The sequence below is a fragment of the Nicoletella semolina genome (genome assembly GCF_004345745.1).
In the GTDB taxonomy this organism is placed as follows: Bacteria; Pseudomonadota; Gammaproteobacteria; order Enterobacterales; family Pasteurellaceae; genus Nicoletella; species Nicoletella semolina.
In genome coordinates this window covers 103,128-126,840 of record NZ_SLXJ01000003.1, presented here as the reverse complement: position 1 = coordinate 126,840, position 23,713 = coordinate 103,128, and the positions used below count along the sequence as shown (strand labels likewise).

Annotated in this window: 16 protein-coding genes; 8 read left to right on the top strand and 8 right to left on the bottom strand. The window is 38.4% G+C overall.

The window, feature by feature from the left end; all coding sequences use genetic code 11:
- Positions 1-7: 7 nt before the first annotated feature.
- Together ispE and lolB are read right to left on the bottom strand one after the other, a co-directional pair.
- Complete coding sequence (ispE, locus tag EV693_RS03395) at positions 8-874, bottom strand: 4-(cytidine 5'-diphospho)-2-C-methyl-D-erythritol kinase (protein WP_132500975.1); 867 nt, start codon at positions 872-874, stop codon at positions 8-10.
- On the bottom strand, positions 874-1,506 hold the full coding sequence (lolB, locus tag EV693_RS03390; protein WP_132501018.1) for a lipoprotein insertase outer membrane protein LolB: 633 nt from the start codon (positions 1,504-1,506) through the stop codon (positions 874-876). Before lolB ends, ispE begins: the two co-directional genes overlap by 1 nt.
- Positions 1,507-1,872: 366 nt before the next feature.
- On the opposite strand from lolB, the gene topA reads away from it, so the two are divergent.
- From topA to mukB, 6 genes are all read left to right on the top strand, one after another.
- The gene (gene topA / locus EV693_RS03385; RefSeq protein WP_132500974.1) at positions 1,873-4,482 is read left to right on the top strand and encodes a type I DNA topoisomerase; all 2,610 of its coding nucleotides are present in this window, start codon (positions 1,873-1,875) and stop codon (positions 4,480-4,482) included.
- A 155-nt stretch (positions 4,483-4,637) separates the two neighbouring features.
- The gene (gene mukF, locus EV693_RS03380; protein WP_132500973.1) at positions 4,638-5,969 is read left to right on the top strand and encodes a chromosome partition protein MukF; all 1,332 of its coding nucleotides are present in this window, start codon (positions 4,638-4,640) and stop codon (positions 5,967-5,969) included.
- Between the two features lie 4 nt (positions 5,970-5,973).
- The gene (gene dcm / locus EV693_RS03375) at positions 5,974-6,945 is read left to right on the top strand and encodes a DNA (cytosine-5-)-methyltransferase (RefSeq protein ID WP_207906473.1); all 972 of its coding nucleotides are present in this window, start codon (positions 5,974-5,976) and stop codon (positions 6,943-6,945) included.
- Positions 6,946-7,689 (top strand): PDDEXK family nuclease, encoded by a 744-nt coding sequence (locus EV693_RS03370; protein ID WP_132500972.1) that lies wholly within the window; start codon positions 6,946-6,948, stop codon positions 7,687-7,689. It begins immediately after the preceding gene.
- A 23-nt stretch (positions 7,690-7,712) separates the two neighbouring features.
- A complete protein-coding gene (gene mukE, locus EV693_RS03365; protein WP_132500971.1) occupies positions 7,713-8,444 on the top strand; it encodes a chromosome partition protein MukE in 732 nt (243 codons plus the stop codon).
- Positions 8,444-12,910: a chromosome partition protein MukB gene (gene mukB, locus EV693_RS03360; RefSeq protein WP_132500970.1), complete on the top strand. Its 4,467-nt coding sequence runs from the start codon at positions 8,444-8,446 to the stop codon at positions 12,908-12,910. The genes mukE and mukB overlap by 1 nt, the downstream gene beginning before the upstream one ends.
- A 169-nt stretch (positions 12,911-13,079) precedes the next feature.
- Here the strand turns inward: mukB and ilvN are convergent, their stop codons facing one another.
- Both ilvN and EV693_RS03350 read right to left on the bottom strand, forming a co-directional pair.
- Complete coding sequence (gene ilvN / locus EV693_RS03355; protein ID WP_132500969.1) at positions 13,080-13,571, bottom strand: acetolactate synthase small subunit; 492 nt, start codon at positions 13,569-13,571, stop codon at positions 13,080-13,082.
- Positions 13,564-15,285 (bottom strand): acetolactate synthase 3 large subunit, encoded by a 1,722-nt coding sequence (locus EV693_RS03350; protein ID WP_132500968.1) that lies wholly within the window; start codon positions 15,283-15,285, stop codon positions 13,564-13,566. Before EV693_RS03350 ends, ilvN begins: the two co-directional genes overlap by 8 nt.
- A 518-nt stretch (positions 15,286-15,803) precedes the next feature.
- Between EV693_RS03350 and EV693_RS03345 the strand changes: the two genes are divergently transcribed.
- Positions 15,804-16,280, top strand: coding sequence for a Dps family protein (locus EV693_RS03345; protein ID WP_132500967.1), 477 nt, complete (start codon positions 15,804-15,806; stop codon positions 16,278-16,280).
- A gap of 60 nt (positions 16,281-16,340) precedes the next feature.
- Here the strand turns inward: EV693_RS03345 and aroC are convergent, their stop codons facing one another.
- From aroC to seqA, 4 genes are read right to left on the bottom strand one after another with little or no spacing between them, the layout of a single operon-like run.
- The gene (gene aroC / locus EV693_RS03340) at positions 16,341-17,423 is read right to left on the bottom strand and encodes a chorismate synthase (protein ID WP_132500966.1); all 1,083 of its coding nucleotides are present in this window, start codon (positions 17,421-17,423) and stop codon (positions 16,341-16,343) included.
- 9 nt (positions 17,424-17,432) lie between these two features.
- Positions 17,433-20,753: a mechanosensitive channel MscK gene (gene mscK, locus EV693_RS03335; protein ID WP_132500965.1), complete on the bottom strand. Its 3,321-nt coding sequence runs from the start codon at positions 20,751-20,753 to the stop codon at positions 17,433-17,435.
- Positions 20,746-22,218 (bottom strand): o-succinylbenzoate--CoA ligase, encoded by a 1,473-nt coding sequence (gene menE / locus EV693_RS03330; RefSeq protein WP_132500964.1) that lies wholly within the window; start codon positions 22,216-22,218, stop codon positions 20,746-20,748. The genes mscK and menE overlap by 8 nt, the downstream gene beginning before the upstream one ends.
- Positions 22,215-22,778 carry a replication initiation negative regulator SeqA gene (seqA, locus tag EV693_RS03325; protein WP_132500963.1) on the bottom strand — a complete coding sequence of 188 codons (564 nt, stop codon included), beginning with the start codon at positions 22,776-22,778 and terminating at the stop codon, positions 22,215-22,217. The genes menE and seqA overlap by 4 nt, the downstream gene beginning before the upstream one ends.
- A gap of 112 nt (positions 22,779-22,890) precedes the next feature.
- Between seqA and EV693_RS03320 the strand changes: the two genes are divergently transcribed.
- Positions 22,891-23,679: an alpha/beta fold hydrolase gene (locus EV693_RS03320; protein ID WP_132500962.1), complete on the top strand. Its 789-nt coding sequence runs from the start codon at positions 22,891-22,893 to the stop codon at positions 23,677-23,679.
- Positions 23,680-23,713 lie beyond the last annotated feature (34 nt).

The window sequence follows — 23,713 nt, the reverse complement described above, 5'->3', positions numbered from 1 at the left end:
CTCTAGGTTAAGTTGGGGAAATTAAGTGCAATCTTTGGTGTAAAGGCGAGACATTTTTACCTTGTGCGACAAACCCATCAATATCGAATGTTTTTTTAGCCAGCACAGAATATGCTTCCTCTTTAGTATTAAATTCGGCAAATACGCAAGCACCAGTGCCTGTTAGCCGAGCTGGTGCGTATTCTACCAACCAATTGAGCAGATCATCAACCTCTGAATAGTGATCCCGCACAACTTTTTCGCAATCGTTTTCCCATTTGCTTTGCAATAGCTCATTCAGTGTGCATTTAGGAGTATCACGAGGTAAATTGGGGTGTTGAAAGATAAGTGGTGTTGAAATAGAGACATTCGGTTTTAAAACGAGATACCATTTTTCAGCAGGTGTACAAGGTGTTAATTTTTCTCCAACACCTTCGGCAAATGCCGCTACCCCTTTGACAAAAATCGGTACGTCAGCCCCTAATTGCAAGCCCAATATTGCCAATTCATCGAGCGAAAGTTGGGTGTTCCATAGCTGATTTAAGCCGATTAAAACTGTTGCTGCATTTGATGAACCGCCGCCAACGCCCCCCCCTAATGGTAAACGTTTTACTATGCCAATATTTGCTCCTTGCTTACAAGCGGTCTGCATTTGTAATAATTTTGCAGCTCGATAAACTAAATTATTTTCAGGGGCAACATTTGGCAAATTATTCAGCAACTTGATTGTTCCAGTGGAATGTTCTTTATATGACGTTGCTTCAAGGTAAATTTCATCGCCAAAATCTAAAAATTGAAATAAAGTTTGTAACTCGTGATAGCCATCGGATCGCTTTCCATTAATGTATAAAAATAGATTTAGCTTGGCAGGGCTTGGTAGTGTGAGATTTTGCATTAGTACACCCAATGATCAAGACGAATTTTTAACGATTGTGAACCCGTAGTTAGCACAATCAATTTAGGTAAATTTGGCTGACGATTTTCGTGGTATTCCACAAAATTCACTTTCCATACCGAATTTTTAAGTGGATAACTAAAGGTTGTGAGTTGGCGTTTTTCATTGACAACGTAACCTAGGTGCAGCTCAGGTTGCCCTTTAACCCAGTAAGCAAATTGATCGATAGGAAATGAAACGCCTATCACCTCCTCCATTAGAGCATTGACATCAGCTTCTGTGCGATGACGACCTTCGTTATCAGATACTGTGATACCTGCTGTTGTACGATGTAATGCTAGCGATTTAGTCGATAGGTTTGAAGAAAGTATTAATGAAAAATCAGTAGCAGAATGATACTGCCAATCAAAATGAGACGAAAAGCGTTCTTGTTCAGAGAGATAGCCAAATTGACCTTTTACAGAATACGTTTTAATCTGTTTGAGCTTTTCTAAATGATTTTGCCATTTTGTATCGCTGTGCGGGATTTGGGTTGTCGGTGCAATTGCTTCGCTAGGTGCGTCAAGCACAGATTGACAACCTACTAAAAATAACGTGATTCCAAATAAAAGCACCTTCAACAATCTATTCATCATTACAATCCCTCAACTAATAAGCTAATATTTAAGATTACTCGTTCAGCGATACTCGGAAACAGAGTAAATATAAAAAACAGGGGTAAGTATAATAGAAAGCGGTGAGTTTTGCTGAAAGTTTTGCAATGTTTTTTAAGATAGGTGTTTTTGTAACACCATTGTTAGCGATTTAGCCTTGTTGCACAATTTTGAATAAATGTTCTTCACAAATAGCTAAATTATATTGCATTTAATTATTTTATTATTCTTTCAGTTGTATTTTGAAATCAGCCTTGCTATCGTAAAAAAGTATTACATTCAGTTATTTTTTAGCTCTTTTAATTCAGATTGAGTTTGGTTCAGATATAGAAACAGGTGTAGAAAATGGGAAAATCATTAGTCATTGTGGAGTCGCCTGCCAAAGCGAAAACAATTAATAAATATTTAGGCAGTGATTTTGTAGTGAAATCTAGTGTTGGGCATATCCGTGATTTGCCAAGTAGCGGGACAGATAAAACCGAAAAAACAAAAGCCACATCAACATCAACTAAAGGACTGACGGCTGTAGAAAAAGCGGAGCTAAAATCACAAAAAGCACAGGCTGCGTTAGTCAAGCGTATGGGCGTTGATCCTTATCACGATTGGCAGGCAACTTATCAAATTTTACCTAGTAAGGAGAAGGTTGTCTCTGAATTGAAAAGTTTAGCGAAAAAAGCTGATCATATTTATTTGGCAACCGATTTGGATAGAGAGGGAGAGGCGATTGCGTGGCATTTGCGTGAAGTGATTGGTGGTGATGAAAGCCGTTTTAGTCGAGTTGTGTTTAACGAAATTACCAAAAATGCGATTAAATCTGCTTTTGAATCGCCTGAAAAACTCAACTTAGATCGAGTAAATGCTCAACAGACTCGCCGTTTCCTTGACCGTGTGGTTGGGTTTATGGTGTCGCCGCTATTATGGAAAAAAGTGGCAAGAGGCTTGTCTGCAGGGCGTGTACAATCCGTTGCAGTGAAGTTATTGGTTGAGCGTGAACGTGAAATTAAGGCGTTTCAGCCTGAAGAATATTGGGATATTTTTGCAGAGGCTATCTCGCAAAATGGCTCGCTTTCTTTAGAGCTAACTCACTATAAAGGCAAGAAATTTCACGCAGTTAATCAACAGCAAGCGGAGCAAGCGGTTAAAATCTTGCAAAATTCTGCATTCGTTGTCAGCAACATAGAGCAGAAGCCCACTAACTCGAAAGCAAAGCCTCCCTTTATTACCTCAACGTTGCAACAAGCCGCTAGCACTCGATTAGGGTTTAGTGTCAAAAAAACAATGATGTTGGCTCAACGTCTTTATGAAGCAGGCTACATCACCTATATGCGTACTGATTCAACAAATTTAAGTCAAGATGCGTTGCAAATGGCTCGAGGCTATATTAGCCAACAATTTGGTGAACAATATTTGCCGAATAAGCCTAATTTTTATGCGAGTAAGGAGAAAGCCCAAGAGGCACACGAGGCTATTCGACCTTCTGATGTGAATGTCAAAATGGCAGATTTAAGTGGTATGGAAAAAGACGCAGAGCGTTTGTACGATTTAATTTGGCGACAATTTCTTGCTTGTCAAATGCCTGCCGCAGAATACGACTCAACTAGTTTGACGGTAACTGCTGGTGAGTACGAATTAAAAACAAAAGGGCGAGTTTTGCGTTTTGACGGTTGGACAAAAATTTTACCAATTCAAGGCAAAAGTCCTGAAGATCAAGCATTGCCTGATGTCCGTTTAAATGAACAATTAGCGGTTAGCAATATTATACCAACACAACATTTCACGAAACCGCCTGCACGTTATAGTGAAGCGGCACTCGTTAAAGAACTAGAGAAGCGGGGGATTGGACGCCCCTCTACTTATGCAACGATTATTTCAACCATTCAGGAGCGTGGCTATGTTCGAGTTGAAAACCGCCGTTTTTACGCCGAAAAAATGGGAGAAATTGTAACTGACAGGCTTAATGAATCGTTTAGCGATCTAATGAGCTATGATTTCACCGCCAATATGGAAGATGTGCTTGACCAAATTGCCTCGGGAAATAGTAATTGGAAAGATGAGCTTGATCGTTTCTTTGGTGATTTTTCAGAAAAATTAACAAAAGCGGAACTTGATGAATTAGAGGGAGGAATGCGTCCGAATCATTTGATTGAAACGGATATTGCTTGCCCAACTTGTTCTAGAAAAATGGCCATTCGTACTGCTTCAACGGGGGTATTTCTAGGCTGTAGTGGCTATGCTCTTTCGCCAAAGGAGCGTTGTAAAACAACGGTGAATTTAATTCCTGAAACTGAATTTTTGAATGTCTTAGATGAGAATGCTGAAACAAAAGCTCTACAAAGTCGTAAACGTTGTCCTGTTTGTGAAACTGCAATGGACAGTTATGTCGTTGATCCTGAACGTAAAATCCACATCTGTGGTAATAATCCAAATTGCGACGGATACTTGATAGAACAAGGCTCATTTAAAATTAAAGGCTATGATGGTCCGATTGTCGAATGTGATAAATGTGGCAATGATATGCACTTAAAATTAGGGCGTTTTGGTAAATATATGGGCTGTACGCATTGCGATAATACACGTAAAATTCTAAAAAATGGCGAAGTTGCTCCACCTCGTGAAGAGCCTGTACATTTCCCTGAATTAAAATGCGAAAAATCCGATGCTTATTTTGTGTTGCGTGATGGTGCAAGTGGCGTGTTTATGTCAGCACATAATTTTCCGAAATCTCGTGAAAGCCGTGCTCCTAAAGTGGCTGAACTCGCCCAATACCGTTCTCGATTGCCTGAAAAACTGCATTATTTAGCTGACGCACCACAGCAAGATCCTGAAGGTAATGATGCAATTATACGTTTTAGTCGCAAGGAAAAACGTCAATATGTAACCTCTGAAAAGCATGGTAAGGCAACAAAATGGGCCGTCGATTTTATTAATGGTAAATGGGTGGAACGTAAAAAATAAGCACTACAAGGGGTGATTTTAATACATTTTTTGCAAAGACCTATTTTTTGCAAAGACCTATTTATAGAAAAATAGGTCTTTTTTCCTTTCACTTCCCTATTTTGCTTGCTTTCGGTAGAATAGAATCCATTTTTAGTCATTCTGTATAGGCTGTTATGTATAATCAATTAGCACAAACATTGCCAGAATTAATTTCGTGGACAAAAAGCCGTGAATTTTCTTTGTCCCTATCAACCGAACGCCTTGCCTTTTTACTAGCAATTTCTTTGTATAATACAGAACAGTCTGACGGTGAATTAGTTGAGACGGATTTGATTGATCTTTTTCGTCATGTTTCCCTTGTGTTTGAGCAGTCTGATGCAACCCTAGTTCAACGTGCAAACTACGCAATTAATGACTTGGTAAAACAACGCTTTTTAAACCGTTTCAGTAGTGAGTTTACTGAAGGACTCTCCATCTATCGCTTGACTCCGCTTGGTGTTGGGATTGCCGATTATTATGTTCGCCAACGAGAATTTTCAACCTTACGTCTTTCTATTCAACTTTCGATTGTTGCTGATGAAATTCAGCGTGCTTCTATTTCAGCAGAGGAAGATGGCGATGAGCGTTTTTGGCGTAACCAAGTTTTTGCACCACTTAAATATTCTGTTGCAGAAATTTTCGATAGTATTGATCTTTCACAGCGAATGATGGATGAAAACCAGCAACAAATTCGTGAACGGATTGCTCTGTTATTAAGCCAAAATTGGCACGAGGCGATTGTAAGTTGTCAGCAATTATTAGATGAAACATCGGCTAACCTACGCGAGTTGCAAGATACCTTAAACGCAGCAGGGGATAAGTTACAAGCACAGTTATTACGCATTCAAACCTGCCTAATTGGGCGTGCTGAATTAGATTTTGTAGATCAATTAGTGGTGAATTTACAGAATAAGTTGGATCGCATTATTAGCTGGGGACAGCAGGCGATAGACCTTTGGATCGGTTATGACCGCCATGTGCATAAATTTATCCGTACTGCCATTGATATGGATAAAAATCGAGTATTTGGGCAGCGCTTACGCCATTCTATACAACACTATTTCGACCAACCTTGGTATCTCTACACAGCAAAAGCCGAGCCTTTAGTGGATTTACGTGATGATGAGACAGAATTAAATGAGGCTGATGCAGTGGGTGAACTGCCTTCAGAACTTGAATTTGAAACACTTTCAGAAGTTCAAGAGCAAATTATTGAGATTATGCAAGCACAGCTATCTCCTTATCGTGAACAGGAGACTCCACTAGATTTGAGTGCAATTTTGCGAGAGCAGCTTGAAAAATACCCTCTTTCTCGACATTTTGATGTGGCTAAAATTATCGTAGATCAAGCGGTCAAATTAGGCATCGCAAGTCGAGATAGCCAAGCGATTTACCCTGAATGGAAAGCAATTAATCAAGAAGGGGCAGCGGTGCAGGCAAATGTGATTGATCAATACAATAAGTAGTGTAATGAAAACATTAACATTTATGGATTTTTGCTCTGGTATTGGTGCAGGTCGCTTAGGTTTAGAGCTTTGTGCTATGAAATGCGTTGGGCATAGTGAAATTGATCCCATAGCAGATTTAACGTATCAGCTTTTTTTTGGTGATAAAGGGAACTTAGGGGATTTATCTCAATTGAATATTCCTGCATTGCCTGATTTTGATCTTATGTTGGCTGGATTCCCTTGCCAAACGTTTTCGATAGCAGGAAAAAGAACGGGTTTTAATGACGATAGAGGGCAAATTATCTATCACTTAGTTGATATATTAACTTGGAAAAATGTGCCTTATTTTCTTTTAGAAAATGTAAAAGGCATCGTAAATCATAATAACGGTAAGACACTTAATGTCATTTTATCTTTATTGGATAATGCAGGTTACGATGTCTCTTTTGAAGTGTTAGATAGCCAATTTTATGGTGTACCACAAATGCGTGAAAGAGCATATTTTGTTGGAATTCGCAAAGATATTAAACATAAACCTTACCAGTTCCCCCAAAGAAAAGATGGATTAGGTAAAGAGCAAGATATTCAGTTTTATTTGAATGATAAACGAGATTATGAGTTTGATATTTATTCGCCTACCTTCCAAAAATATTTAAATAATAAATATAATCAAGGGAAATATGATTTAACCTCGTTTTTGGAAAAGGATTACACAATTATAGATTGGCGACAATCCGACTTTAGAGTATATGATAGAAAAAGTCCAACTTTGCGAACAGGGCGACATGGCATTTTATATACTAAAAATGGAAAACTACGCAAACTCAGTGGCTATGAAGCACTACGCTTACAAGGTTTTCCTAAAGACATAGCTGAAAAAGTCATTGAACACAACTTGCCTGATAGTAGAGTTTTAGCTCAAGCTGGAAATGCAATGACAGTCACTGTTATTCAGAAACTGGCACAGCAATTATTAAAAGCATTAGAGGTTTAAATGGATTTGATTAAATTAGGTTCTAAAACTGCTCGAAATGGTTTTAAAAATGAACGAGATATTGCTAATAGATTTAACCATTGGGAGCAATATTTGGAGGCACAAGAATGGCTAAAAATAATGGGATATGACTTAGATCAGGTCAAAAATGTTAAAGCAGTTGTTTTATCAGGGTATAAAGCGGATATTAATGTTCAGGTTTTTATTTTTTATCAAGAAAATATAGATATAAGAAATATTCAGGTAAAATTGGTTAGTAATCGCCGTGGTTTTAACCAAATAGATAAAAGATGGGTGAATAGTTATCAATTAATGTGGCAATTTAATGATGAGATTTGTCGTATATTAAAACATTTTACTGGAGAATTAGAGCCGAGTATTTCAGCACCTAAAAATCGAAAAAGAATGTTTTTTAGTGAATTTTCAGAAAATGAGCAAAAATTAGTTGTTAATTGGTTTGAGAAAAATAAGATTTTAGTCCTAACGGATATTATTCGTGGTCGAGGTGAATTCTCAGCGGAGTGGGTTTTAGTTGCTCAGAAAATAAAGGATAACGCTCGTTGGGTCTTAAAAAACATTAATGATGTATTACAGCATTATGGACAAGGCTGTGTTGAAATTTCACCAAGAGGATCACTTAAATTGGGACGTGTTACTATTCAACGCAAAGGTGGAGATAATGGTAGAAAAACGGCAAATATGCTGCAATTCAAAATTGATCCAACAGAATTATTTGATATTTAAATACAAGTTTTAAGAGAATAAAAATGACTGATTCCCAAAATGTAATTCCAACCAAACTGGCACAAGCGATTGCCAATTCTATCTTTCCATCACTTGATAGCCAGTTACGTTCTGGGCGGCATATCAGTATAGAGAGCCTTGATGAACACGCTTTTTTGATGGATTATCAAACAGAATTAGAACTATTTTATCGCCGTTATAATGTGGATTTGATTCGTGCTCCAGAAGGTTTTTTCTATTTGCGTCCTAAAGCAACAACATTGATTACACGCAGTGCGATGAGTGAGATGGAAATGCTCGTGGGGAAAGTGTTATGTTACCTCTATTTGAGTCCAGAGCGACTGGCACAGCAGGGCATTTTTAGCTACGATGAAGTGTATAATGAATTATTAAATTTGGCAGATGAATCAAAATTGCTAAAAGCGGTCAATCCTCGCTCAACAGGCTCAGATTTAGATAAAGCAAAATTAGCGGAAAAAGTAGGCGGTGCGTTACGTCGCTTACAACGAATAGGTATCATTACTCGAGTGGGCGATCAAACGAGTAAAAAATTTGTGATTTCTGAATCTGTTTTCCGCTTTGGTGCTGATGTGCGAGTAGGTGATGATATTCGAGAGGCTCAGTTACGCTTAATTCGAGAAGGGGAAGCAACAGTTCCTAATCAGCAAAGCAGGGGGGGGGAACAAGCGGTTACTTTTGGTGATGAAAATGCAGAATGCATTGATGATGAAATTGAACAAGGCGAGGAAGAATAATGGAACAGGTTGAATTGCAAAATCATACACAAAATGCACCGCTTGCACGCCAAGAAGAAGTACTTCGTGGAAAATTTCTTTCCTTAACGTTAATTAACTGGAATGGTTTTTTTGCTCGTACTTTCGATTTAGATCAGCTTGTCACCACTTTATCAGGTGGAAATGGGGCGGGAAAATCGACGACAATGGCAGGATTTGTAACTGCATTGATTCCTGATTTGACCTTGTTAAATTTCCGCAACACGACCGAAGCTGGCTCAACATCAAGCAGCCGAGATAAAGGACTATATGGCAAGTTAAAAGCTGGCGTTTGTTATGCTGTGTTGGAAAGTGAGAATTCTCGCCAGCAACGTGTGATAACAGGGGTACGGTTGCAGCAAATTGCAGGACGAGATAAAAAAGTGGATATTCGTCCGTTTTCTCTGCAGAATTATCCAAGTTCTGCATCAGTGATCAGTCTTCTAACCGAGCAAATTGGCGATAAAAATGCCCGAGTGTTGTCTTTACAAGATTTAAAAGATGCATTTGAAGGCAGCGAAGTGCAGTTCAAGCAATATCATTCGATTACCGATTACCACAGCGTATTATTTGATTTAGGGATTATTCCTAAACGATTACGCTCTTCCTCGGATCGGAGTAAATTTTATAAACTCATTGAAGCCTCATTATACGGCGGTATTTCAAGTGTCATCACTAAATCATTGCGTGATTATTTGTTACCCGAAAATACAGGGGTACGCCAAGCATTCCAAGATATGGAATCGGCATTGCGTGAAAATCGTATGACGCTAGAGGCGATTAAAGTGACGCAATCTGATCGTGATATGTTTAGGCAGCTTATTACCGAGTCCACCAATTATGTCTCTGCGGATTATATGCGTCATGCCAATGAACGGCGTGGTAATGTTCAACAAGCTTTAGAAAAACGCCAAGAATGGTATCAATCCAAACTCAAAATGGTTACAGAGCAGCAACGCTTTGTCGAATTTAGCCGAGAGATTGCCGAGCTAAATGAGGGAGAAATTGGGCTTGAAACAGAATACAACAATGCGGCTAATCAGCTAAATGTGGTGATGAATGCCGTACGGCATCACGAAAAAATAGAACGTTATCAAGATGAAGTTGAAGAGCTGAACGAAAAACTAGAAGAGCAACAGATAGCATTGGAAGAGGTACAAGCACAAGCTGAAGAAGCACAAGCTCGAACCGATGAAGCTGAAGAGGTTGTCGAATCGTTACGAGAGGAATTAGCTGATTATCAACAAGCACTTGATGCACAACAAACCCGTGCATTGCAGTATCAACAAGCGGTTGTAGCACTGGAAAAAGCGAAGCAGCTGTGCGGCTTGCCTCACCTTGATTTGCATAATGTGGACGATTACCACGTTGAATTTTCCGCACAAGCTGAAGAAATTACTGACCAAGTTTTTGATTTAGAACAGCGTTTATCGCTTTCTGATATGGCGAAAAGCCAGTTCGATAAGGCCTACCATTTGGTTTGTAAAATTTCGGGCGAAACAGACCGCTTAAATGCTTGGGAAACTGCAAAAACCTTACTTGATAACTACCCAAATCAGAAAGCACAAGCTCAACAAGCGGTCATTTTACGCCAAAAATTTGCAGAGCTTGAGCAGCGTCTAGCACAACAAAAAAATGCACAGCGTCTATTTGATGAGTTTAATGAGAAATCACAAGTAGCGTTGGCAAATGCAGATGAATTAGAAAGCTATTGTGAGCAACAACAAGCACTGTTAGCCAATTTAGAACACGAGTTATCCGAGCGTGTTGAAGAGCGTTCTAGCTTGCGTCAGCAACGAGAGCAGCTTACCCAGCAGCATCAACAGCTAGCACAAAATGCCCCAGCGTGGCACACTGCACAATCTGCACTCGCACGTTTGCAAGAGCAATGTGGGCAGACGTTTGAAGCAAGTCAATCTGTCATGGCATTTATGCAAGAGGTGTTAAAACGTGAGCGTGAAGCGACATTAGCTAGAGATGAATTGGCACGAGTTGAACAGCGGCTAGATGATCAAATTAGCCGTCTGAGCCAGCCAGATGGTGCAGAGGATAGTCGTCTAAACCACCTTGCTGAAAAATTTGGTGGTGTGCTTTTATCAGAACTGTATGACGATGTGTCGTTAGAAGATGCTCCTTATTTTTCTGCCTTGTATGGTGAGGCTCGCCAAGCGATTGTGGTAAGAGATTTAGCAGCGATTAAACATCAGCTAGTGGAGTTAGAGGATTGCCCTGATAATCTTTATCTCATTGAAGGCGATCCAAATGCCTTTGACGATAACGTGTTTGATGCTCAGGAGCTGGCTGATGGTGTGGTGGTTGAATTATCGAACCGTCAGTGGCGTTATTCCAAATTCCCTGAATTTGCGGTATTTGGGCGAGCGTCTCGAGAGAAACAGCTAGAAAAATTAAAAATAGAGCGTGATAACACAGCAGAAGAACACGCAGAGTGTGCGTTTGAAGTACAAAAATGCCAGCGTTTACATCAGCATTTGAGTGAATTTGTGGGGACACATTTAAGTTTTGCCTTCCAGCCTAATCCTGAAACAGCAATGCAACAGATTGCACAAAGACGTGCAGAAATTGAGCGTAATCTAAACCAAATCACGACGCAAGAGCAACAACTACGCCATCAATTAGAACATAGCAAATCACAATTACAATTATTGAACAGAATATTGCCTCAACTTGATTTACTCGCAGATGATAGCTTGCTAGAACGAGTAGAAGTTTGCCACGAACAGTGGCTGGAAGCTCAAGAAGATGAGCAATATATTCGCCAATTCGGTAGTTATCTATCTCAATTAGAACCGATTGCAGCAGCATTAAAAAGCGATCCAAGTCAATTTGATGCCTTACAAGACAGCTATAAGCGGTTAGTTGAACGGCAAAAATTGCTACAACAGAAAGTATTTAGTTTGGCTGATATTAAAAATCGACGTTTACATTTTAGTTATAATGAGACGTTGAGTACCGAAGGAACAGGCTTAAACGAGCAGCTTCGTCAGCGTTTAGACAATGCTCAACGAGAACGTGAACAGGCTCGTGAAGGGCTACGCCAAGCTCAAAATCAGTTATCGCAGTATAACCAAGTGCTGACTTCGTTAAAAAGTGCCTATGAAGCGAAAAATCAGATGCTAGCTGAACTGCAACGAGAAATGCGAGAGTATGGCATTGAACAAAATGATGAAGGGGCAGTAGAACGTGCAACTGCTCGCAGAGATGAGTTACAACAACGCCTGCAAAATTTGCGTACTCGCAAAAATTACCTTGATAAGCAGCTTGCTGTGATTGAAGCAGAAATGAACAATCTTACACAAGGCGTCAAAAAGGCAGAGCGACATTACCGCAGTCAGCGTGAAATTGTGGTACAGGCAAAAGCCAGTTGGTGTTTGGTGCAAAATTTATCACGCAACAGTGATGTGGAAAAACGCTTAAATCGCCGTGAACTCGCTTATCAATCTGCGGAAGAATTACGTTCGATTTCAGATAAAGCATTGGGTGCATTGCGTACCGCTGTGGCTGATAACGAATATCTGCGTGATAGCTTGCGAGCATCTGAAGATAATCGCAAACCAGAAAATAAAGTGGCGTTTTTTATTTCGGTCTATCAACATCTAAGAGAAAGAATTCGTCAAGATATTATCAAAACCGATGATCCGATCGATGCGATTGAGCAGATGGAAATTGAATTATCTCGCTTGACGAATGAACTAACTAGTCGAGAGAAAAAATTAGCCATTAGTGCGGAAAGTGTTGCGAATATTTTACGCAAAACTATTCAGCGTGAGCAAAATCGTATTCTCCAGCTTAACCAAGGACTACAGAATATCGCTTTTGGGCAAGTAAAAGGGGTCAGATTAGTAGTCAATATTCGTGATACTCACGCTATTTTGCTGAATGCTCTTTCAAGCGATCGTGAGCAACACAGTGATTTATTTGAGAGCCAAAAATTGAGCTTCTCTGAAGCACTTGCAATGTTGTATAAACGAGTTAATCCTCATATTGAAATGGGACAACGTACACCACAGACGATAGGAGAAGAGTTACTAGATTATCGTAATTATCTTAACCTTGAAGTTGAGACGTTCCGTGGTGCAGATGGCTGGCTGCGTGCAGAAAGTAATGCACTTTCAACAGGAGAGGCCATTGGAACAGGTATGTCTATTTTGCTGATGGTGGTACAAAGTTGGGAGGAAGAAAGTCGTCGCTTGCGAGCAAAAGATATACTTCCTTGTCGCTTATTGTTCCTTGATGAAGCCGCTCGACTTGATGCGTTATCAATTAACACACTCTTTGAATTATGTGAACGTTTGGATATGCAGCTATTAATTGCAGCACCTGAAAATATCAGTCCAGAACGAGGTACAACCTATAAACTTGTGCGTAAGATTGCCAATAGTCAAGAATACGTTCACGTGGTTGGGTTAAAAGGCTTTGGGCAGAAATAAGTAAAATGCTTTCTTCATATTTTCAGTGCGGTATAGCTGAAGTTGGAAAAGAAAAGTATTGCTTATTAAGCACATTGATGGGCAACTATGTTTAGTTCAAGAAAAACCAGATATAGTTGCCCATTGAGTAGATGGGTAAATTATTTTCCAGCATTGTTCGTCAGCTATGCTACAAACAATGCTTATCCCCACGAGAGAGGCTTATCACACCAGAACGGACGATCTCAATGATGCTCGTCTCTGCTTTAATTGCTTCAATAAAAGCATTAAGTTTATCGCTAGTACCCGAAAGTTGAACCGTATATTGTTTTGGTGTAATGTCCACAATCTGCCCACGAAATATATCAACCATTCGTTTAAGTTCATCTCGACTGCTCCCTGTCGCTCGAACTTTAAGCAATAAAATCTCACGTTCAACGTGTTCACAATGACTTAAATTCGTGATTTTGAAAACATTGATAAGTTTATGTAGCTGTTTTTCTATTTGCTCAAGTTCTTTTTCATCACCTTGGGCAACAATGGTCATACGAGATAGGCTTTCGTCATCAGTTGGTGCAACCGTGAGACTTTCTATATTAAAGCCACGTTGAGAAAAAAGCCCAATTACACGAGAAAGTGCTCCTGATTCATTCTCTAAAAGGACGGATAATGTTCTACGCATTGGTACTCTCCGTTTTACTAAGCATCATATCTTTCATTGATTCACCTCGAATTTGCATTGGGTAAACGTGTTCAGTTTCGTCCACAAGGATATCAACAAAGACTAATTTATCCTTGATTTCAAATGCCTGTACTAATTTTTCCTCTAATTCAGAAGGATCTGTAATCTGAATACCAATATGTCCGTAGGCTTCAGCCAATTTAACAAAATCAGGCAGAGAATTCATATAAGATTGCGAATGACGGCCTTGATAAATAATATCTTGCCACTGCTTCACCATACCAAGGAAACGATTATTTAAATTAATAATCACGACTGGAGTAGCGTATTGTTTCGCAGTAGAAAGCTCTTGAATATTCATTTGAATACTGCCATCGCCAGTTACACAGACGACGGTTGCATCAGGATAGGCGAATTTAACCCCAATTGCAGCAGGTAAGCCAAATCCCATTGTACCAAGCCCTCCAGAGTTGATCCAACGACGAGGTTGATCAAAGGGGTAATGCAATGCGGCAAACATCTGGTGTTGCCCAACATCAGAGGTAACATAAGCTTTACCATGAGTTAATCTATATACAGCTTGAATAACTTCTTGGGGTTTAATCACGTTGCCTTTGTTGAAAGCTAAGCATTGACGTGCTTTCCACTGATTGATTTGCGTCCACCAAGCGGTCAGATTAGATTGATTTTTTACAAGATTCTCTTCATCAAGTAGCGATAGAAATTCCTCTAGTACATTTTTTGCACAACCTACAATAGGGATATAAGCAGGAACTGTTTTTGAAATGGAGGCAGGATCGATATCAATATGAATAACTTTGGCATTTGGGCAATATTTATCTAAATTGTTCGTTGTACGATCATCAAAGCGTACGCCAATGCCCAAAATAAGATCGCTATCGTGCATCGCATTATTGGCTTCATAGGTACCGTGCATACCCAACATTCCAAGGAATTGTTTGTCTGTACTCGGATAAGCACCAAGTCCCATTAATGAACTGGTAACAGGTAGATTCAATTTACGAGCAAATTCGGTCACCTGCAGGCTTGCTTCTGCCATTACAACCCCACCACCAACATAAAGCACAGGTTTCTTCGCGACTAATACTGCTTTTAAAGCCTTTTTAATCTGACCTTTATGTCCTTGAACCGTTGGATTATAAGAACGTAAATACATCTCAGTCGGATATTCATAAGGAAATTTATTGGCGGGATTGACTACATCTTTCGGTACATCAATCACAACAGGTCCAGGGCGACCTGTTGAAGCAATATAGAAGGCTTTTTTGATGATCTCTGGAATATCTTCAGTACGTTTGACTAGAAAGCTATGTTTTACTACTGGACGAGAAACCCCTACCATATCACATTCTTGGAATGCATCACTACCAATTAGATTGGACGGTACTTGCCCTGAAAATACGACAAGTGGAATAGAATCAGAATAAGCGGTTGCAATGCCTGTTATTGCATTTGTTGCTCCAGGACCAGATGTAACAAGCACACACCCAACCTTACCTGTTGCACGTGCATAGCCATCAGCCATATGAACAGCGGCTTGTTCGTGGCGAACAAGAACGTGCTTAACGCCTCCGAGTGTATGAATCGCATCATAAATATCCAATACTGAGCCACCTGGGTAGCCGAATACATATTCTACCCCTTCGTCTCGCAAGGATTGGACAATCATTTCTGCACCAGAAAGTTTCTTCATTAAATCCTCCAACAACAATTAATCACACATAAAATAGTGGTTGGAATTGTGCATAAAAAAACGTATTTTGTCTATAGAACAAATTGTGCTTATATTTGTCTTTATTTAGATTAAAAATCTAAATAAAAAAAATTTTTGGTTTTTTATATCTTTATTTATGAGATAAATGTTTTTTTAGAATGAATTTTTTATATTTTATAAATATAAAAAATTTTTTAAAAATGATAAGTGAAACTCAAAAGTGGCAGGTGTTGTTCTATTTTCTGCACAATTTGCCATAAAAGCCATTTTTATCAAATAGCGTTTTCCTCACATTAATATCAATTATTCTGCTTACAATAAAAATTCTATTTTGTAAATAGATTTAATTCGCATTAAATTTAAATGTTATGATAGAAAATATCTATCATTTGAATAAGTTTTAATCATTTTACAATGAGGATTACCTGTCTATAATGGGTCAGTTAATAGGTTATTATTACGTTCAAACATTTAATTCACCCAAAAGAGGAATACAAATGACAAATAAAATTGGCTTAAATATTGAATCTTCAGCAAAAATTGCAGCCGAATTAAATAAATTACTTGCGACTTACCAAGTGTTTTATATGAATGTCCGTGGTTATCATTGGAATATTAAAGGCATTAATTTTTTCCAATTACACGCAAAATTTGAAGAAATTTATAACGATTTGGTTGTAAAAATTGATGAAATTGCTGAGCGTATCCTAACACTAGGCCACACTCCAAGTAACGCTTACAGCGAATACTTGACCAAAACGCACTTACCAGAGCATACAGGGGTAACATCTGCGGAAGAGTGTTTAAACGGTACATTGGAAGGATTCAGTGTTCTCCTCGGTCATCAACGAGAAATCTTATTATTAGCTGAGGAAAGTGATGATGAATCTACTGTATCGCAAATGAGTGATTACATTAAAGAACAAGAGAAATTAGTTTGGATGTTCTCTTCTTCAGCAGCATGCTGCAAATAATTAAACGGACGCACCATAAAGCGTCTATTTAATTATTTTTTATTAGAATAGTTGCATATTCTATCGACATTGCCCTTTAAATCGGAGTAAGTGGTCGAGTAGGACGATAGCGGTCATAGCTTCTGCTATAGGGACAGCTCGTATGCCTACACAAGGATCGTGACGACCTTTAGTAATCAGTTCTACAGGCTCATTTTTTAAGTTTATGCTTTTACCTGAGATCGTTATACTAGAGGTTGGTTTTAGGGCAATGTGTGTGATGATTGGTTGTCCTGAGCTGATACCGCCTAGAATACCACCTGCATGATTGGAACAAAAACCTTCAGGTGTCATTTCGTCTCTATGTTCATTTCCTTTTTGATGAACGACATCAAAACCATCACCAATTTCTACGCCTTTTACAGCATTAATGGACATTAATGCGTGAGCAAGATCAGCATCAAGGCGATCAAAAACAGGTTCTCCAAGTCCTACGGGGACGTTTTCTGCAATAACTGTTAATTTTGCTCCAATTGAATTTCCTTCTTTTTTTAATTGGCGAATGAGTTCATCAAATTGTTTAACTGCTATAGGATCAGGGCAGAAAAAGGGGTTATTATTTATTTGTGTCCAATCAATTTGTTCAATCTCTTCAACCGTTTTAGGGTTAATCTTAATCGTCCCTATTTGAGAGATGTAACCACGCACCTCAATACCAAATTGTTCACGAAGGTATTTTTTTGCAATAGCTCCAGCGGCAACACGCATTGCAGTTTCTCGTGCAGAAGATCGTCCCCCTCCTCGGTAATCACGAATGCCGTATTTTTTTTGGTAGGTGTAATCTGCGTGTCCTGGACGGAATTTGTCCATAATTTCGCTGTAATCGTGGGAACGTTGGTCGCTATTGTGGATAATTAATCCGATACTTGTTCCTGTGGTTTTTCCTTCAAAAACGCCAGAGAGAATTTGTACTTTATCTTCTTCTCTGCGAGGGGTGGTATAACGAGATGTACCTGGTTTGCGGCGATCTAAATCGGGTTGAATATCGGCTTCACTTAACGTCATATTGGGTGGAATACCATCAATAATACAGCCTAATGCTATGCCGTGAGATTCGCCAAAGGTGGTTACTTTAAATAATTGTCCAATACTATTACCTGCCATAATTTGTCCTTATTTGAGTGATGTGAGCAGTGGTGTAGAATTTTTTTCAGTATTACGATTGTGAATATCGTTATTATATATATGTATATCCATTTGGTTAAATGCGATTTTCACTTGATGTAATTTAAAGATCTCATCAATTCGTTGATGTAAGAAATTGCGTGTGGTTGTTCTATCATTTAATTCAGGAACATAAGCGATTAATTCGTGTTCTATCCAACCATCGCCAAAATGTAACAGGTTTACGTTTGGTGATGGCTCTTGCATAATTTTAGGGGCTTCATTGGCTACCTCAAGCAATAAACGACGAACGAGATTGAGATCAGCACCTGAATTAATTTTCATTGTAATTTGTAAACGTGTAATGGTGTTATTGAGTGTCCAGTTAATGAATCGGTCAGTAACAAATGCTTGATTGGGTAAGACAACTTCTTTGTGTTCATCATCAACCAATGTTGTAGAGCGTAGGCGGATTTTTGTGATCACGCCAGTAAAATTACCTACGGTTACTTTGTCGCCTACTCGAATAGGGCGCTCAAACAGCAATATTCCTCCTGAGACAAAGCTACCAAAAATTTCACGCACACCAAAACCTAATCCCACCGATAGGGCAGTAAAGATCCATTGGATTTTATTCCATGAGATCCCAAGAGAAGTGAAAGCTGAAATACTGCCGAAGGTGATAATGCCGTAAGTCAGTATCGCTGTGATTGTGTGTGGCGTGCCTTTTGATAGTTTTACTCGAGAGAAAAAGGTAACTTCTAAAATACCTGCAATGTTTTTCACTAACACATAAGTGATGGTTACATAAATAACTGATCGAAGAATATTTAGTAGGGTAACGGATTCAACAATTGTGCCTTTAGATGTTGTTTCGACTTGCTCCCATAGAATAAAGGTATTCAGGTATGTAGCGACGCTGATTAAATCGGACCAAATTGTATATAAAAAACCTAATAAGAGTACCCAAGCGATCAAATCCGCTATACGGAAAATTTGTTCATTAACTGTTGAGATTCTAATTTTTTTCTCTTCTTTCTCAATTTTTTCTTGCTCTGATTCTTGGGCTTGTTCTCGAAGTTTTTCACGTTTTTGTTGTAAACGTCTATATGCCATACGGCGAGAAGAAATAGTCAGAGAACGATAAACAAAATAGCGACCGAATACCCAAATCAATGCAATTAAATAGCTTTTGATGATGTGTTCAATTAAGTAAACCGCAGTGTAATAATAGCCGAGTACGATTAAAGCGATTAAGGTAATTGGTGCAATAAATAGCACTAAACGGAGTAATTTGAATAGGCTGACACTGCGTTTTGTTCCATCTTCATTACGTGTATTTTCATATTCCCGAATTCCTCTATCCAATAAAGGACGAACGGCAAACAGGCAAAGTGCGAGAGCAATAATTGTCATTACCTGCCCAATCACATCGTTGGTGAAACCGATGCTTTCTACTTGAGAGAAAATTGAGGAGACGAGTAACAGCACTACAATCCAAACAGATTGCTTGATAATTCGCTGGAAAATTTGGTTACTTGCTTGAGGCATATCAAAATGGCGATAGGCTAACCCATTCGGTCTTAATAATGACAGTACTGTTGCAAAAAATAACCAATATCCAGCCGCTTGAGTGATCCAAATGGAGCCAGATAACGGATCTTTAAAAAATAGAAATAATGTAATGGTTGAAACCATTAAAAACATCAATGTGCTTGGTAAAGAAAGGACTATTGTCCATAACATTGCTTCTGGTGTAAACCAATGGCTATCATTTTTGAGTGTATTTACTTGGCTAGAGAGAGCGGTTAAACGTTGTTTAATAGCAGGTTTTTTCCAAATAATAATGCCATAAAGTAATAGTAAAACGAGCGTAAAACTTAAGCTCGAAAAGATATTTTGGTTTATTGGATTAAACCCAATATACTTTGTCAGTTCAGTAACTTGAGAAATAGCCAATTTAGGGAAATTTTCCAGCCAAGAGAGTACAATTGGACCGTTACTTTGTACCCAAAAACTTTGCAATTGCAATTTATTTTGCAATGTATCACTAATAGTAATAATTCGCTGTTGAGTTGTTTCTATTTGATTCGCTAGATTTAATTGTGAGTTTAGCGTTTTTACTAAATCACTGAGAATTTTTTCACGCTCTTTAAGAATTTGGGTTAGTATTTCTCTTTCACTATTATCTAAGAATAATTTATGATCAGTTTCTAATTTATTAATAGCTTGGCTAATATTGTAAAGTTCATCTCGTCTTTGGGATAAATCAAAAATTTCAACTCGTAATTTTGCAATATCTTTTGATAACCCTTGAATTAAGCTATCAGTTGGCAATGCCTGTTTTTGTTGGTTGATGATGCGAGATAACACCAGTGTACCCTGTAAGGCACTGATTTGTTCTTCTATGTTTCGCTGTGTTTGCGTTAAACTATCTAAGACATTTTTAGCTCGAAGATTATCTTGCGAGAGCGAATTGGCCTTGTGCGTTTGTTCGACCAAATATTGGCTCAAATCGGTATTAAAAGTGAGTTCTTGCTGAATAATGGGATTTTCAACTTTATTATCAGCTTTTAATTGTTCCGCTTGTTTTGCTTGCTCTCGATACTCCTTTAAACGATTTGCATTTAAAACTTGCTGTAAGTGATTTAACTGCTTTTCTAGTAATTGCTGTTTTAAACTAATTTCGTGTCGTTTAGTTTCTTCTAGTGCTACTAAAATATCACTATTCTGGCTTAAGAATGTCTGAAATTTATTATTTTCTTCAAGGAATTTGAGTTCAGCATTATATTTGTCTATTAATGACTTACTGGCTTGGCTATTATACCGCCAGCGAATAAGCTTTTCTCTTTGTGTGTTATTTTCAGCTATCTGTTTACGAGATTGTTCGGTCGCATTGCGGTAATTAGCTAATGCAATATTGACTTCCGTTAGCAGGGGTTGAAGTTCTTGAAATTCTTTTTGAATCTTATTCTGTTCAACATCAATTTCTGTACTCGTTAATTCTTCTTCAGAAATAGGAGAGCGTTTAAGTTGTTCTGTTAAATCACGAATATTTTTCTGTAGCTGATTTAAGTTAGTCTCTGCATTTTGAACTTTGGCTTCTAACGTTTTAAAATCGGCTTGTTGTTTTTTTAATTTTTCTGTGAACGCTAAGGCTTCTGACAAATTTTTTGTCAGCAATTGAGAATCGTTGGTCGCAGGGACATTTTTTAGTTCGTTCAATTGTTGCTTTATATCTTCGCTACTAACAAAATCCTCTACTGAGCTATGCAGTATTGGGCTAAATAGCGTGCAAGATAAGAATATCCAATAATATCGTTTAAACATCACGTTCTCTCTGTGTTTTTTCAATCCATTTTTCAGCGTAAAGGGTTAATTGTTGGCGAGATATTTTTACCCCATTTTCCTGCCAATCTTGGCTATTAAAAGGGAGATAGTATAGAGGTAATTTAAATTTTTCGAGTTTACTTTTTGCAAAATTTTGCAAATTATTAACCGCTTGTGCATTGAATTCGGTGTGAAATTCAACAATGGCAATCGGTCTTGCTCCAAATTCAGGATCAGGGATTGGTAAGATCCACACATTTTTTAGCAAATTTGAAGAAAACAGCACTTTTTCAACCATTTCAGGTTGAATATTTTCGCCACCAGAGATAAAAAGGTTATCTTTTCTGCCTGTGATAACTAAATTTTTGGCATTATCCCAATAGCCTTTATCTTTAGTTTGAAGCCAGCCTTGGCGATTGGTCAAAGAGATAATTTGTCCATTTTGCCAATAACCCAGTGCAAGTCCTGCACCTTTTACCCAAATTTCTTCTTCAACAATCTGAATTTTTCTACCTTGTAATGCTTTTCCTACGTTGTCTGTTTCCGTGATTTCTTGTTTATTTGCTGATGTTGCAGTAATGGTTGATGCCATTTCAGTCATTCCGTAGCCTATATAGATTTGAATACCATATTGTTGAGCTTGACGAATCAATGTCGCTGGAATGCACATTCCTCCTAACAGAATATGCTGTTGAGCAAAATCCTGTGGAGGGCGATCAACCGATGAAATGTAATGTAAATAGCGTTGTAATTGTGTAGGGACTAGCGAGGCGTGGCTTACGGTTGCAAGCTGCTGCCAAAATGCTGTTTTGCTTTCTGTAATCTGTAATGTTGCACCTTGTAATAACCACCGCCAAACGATACCCTGTCCTGAAACGTGGTAGAGCGGTAGGCTTAACAGCCAGCTATTTTGAGCAGTGAACGCCATCAATTGACAAACACCTTTAGCGTTATCAAGGTGATTTTGAATAGAATGCACGACTGCTTTGGGTGATCCTGATGAACCTGATGTTAGAGTAAATGTTGCTGCGACCTGATAATCAAGTTTGGGTAATGTGGTTTTAAAAGACGAATGAGCGGTCAGAATGGCTGTAAATTTTGCAAAATCGTCATCAGTGAGCAATTGTTTGATTTGATTTTGTGTAACAATGTTCTGCTTTTGAGTGTTAGTCAGTGCTGGATTAAGTATGAGAATGTATTTTCCTAATGCAATTGCCGTGCAATAGCAGAGTAGTGCGGCTAAACGATTTTGTCCACAGTATGCAATTAATTGTTTATCCGCTAATTTTGGTTCAAGCCACAAGGCAAGTTCAGAGATGAGTTGATGAAATTGTTGCCAAGTCAGCTGTGTGGGTAAATTAGCAAAAAGTAACGAATCAGCCCTGTCCCAGCGTATAGCGATAGAGCACGGCTGATGAGTTGCCCAATAAGTGGATAGAAAATGAGAACGAATGTCAGAAATCATTGGTTAAATAAGGCTTTGATACGCTCAATAAGTTCAGTGGGTAATTCCAATTCCGTCATTAATGAAGCCAAAATAATCCCTTTACGTTCAGTATTGTTGTTCGTAATGACCCAGAATGGTGAATCTGGAATAGCTTTTGCTTTTGCTCCACTTCCAGTTGCTAAAATGGTCGCTTCATCACGTGCAAAATAAACTCGTTCGCTACCCTGAACCTTTTCAGTCGCCTGTGTAAACTTAGCTGGAACTGCACGGTGAATAGCGGAAAGTAACATTAAAAAGCGATTGACAACTTTTTTTTCTTGGTTAAACAAGCTAGAAGCAAGTACAAATTCAATCTGTTTAATGAGTTTATCTTGTGGATTGGCTGGAGCTTTTGTTTTGGGTAATTTAGCGAGATCTTTTAGCTCATTAATCATATTTTCTTGTACTAAAACAAAAGGCTGAGGCGAGGCGGGTAAACGCAATAAACGGCGTAAAATATCGGAAGCACTCTCGCCAATGGCTTGAGTTCGACTTGCAATATAATGATACAATTCGTCATCGACTTCGATTGTTTTCATCTATAACCCCTAAAAAACTTGATTAGAAAAAATTTCAAGGCATTATACGCATTTCATTTTCGATTTGCAGGATCTAAATTGCACTTTTATATAAATTTTTAAGTAAACCATTATGTTAGAAGAAAAGCTGCTCAATTATCAATACCAAAAAGCACCAAGATTAGAAGGTGGACAAACGCAGACGTTAGTGCTTTTACACGGATTATTTGGCGATCTCAATAATCTTGGTGGCATTGCTCGTGCTTTTGCCCAACATTACAACATTTTACGAATAGATTTGCGTAATCACGGACAATCCTTTCATTCAAATGAAATGGATTATCCTCTAATGGCACAAGATATTGATGAGTTATTGACATATCTGCAAATTGAACAAGCGATTGTGGTGGGCCATTCAATGGGCGGAAAAACTGCAATGATGTTTACGCATTTATTTCCAAAGCGAGTTGCAAAGCTGATAGTGATTGATATTGCCCCTGTTGAATATACACAAAATCGCCATGAGACCGTCTTTCAGGCATTATTTGCGGTAAAAAATGCGAAACCAAAAACAAGACAGCAGGCACAATCGCTGATGTCAGAGTACATTCAATCGCAAGCAACACAGCAGTTTATGTTGAAATCTTTTGATCCAAACCGTGAAGAATATTTCAAATTTAATTTATCAGCGTTAAAGCATAATTATTCAACTATAATGGGTTGGCAAGCGGTGGCTGTTGAGAAACCGACTTTATTTATTAAAGGTGAATTATCCGATTATTTGCAAAAAAGCGATACAAACCGAGTACTTGCACAATTTCCCAATGCGAAGCTATTTGTGGTAAGTAATGCGGATCATTGGGTTCACGCTGAAAAGGCGGAAACCGTGGTTCGGGCAATTCAGCGGTTTTTAAGCGAATAGATGAGTGATAAAGGAATAAATCCAATGGCGGATT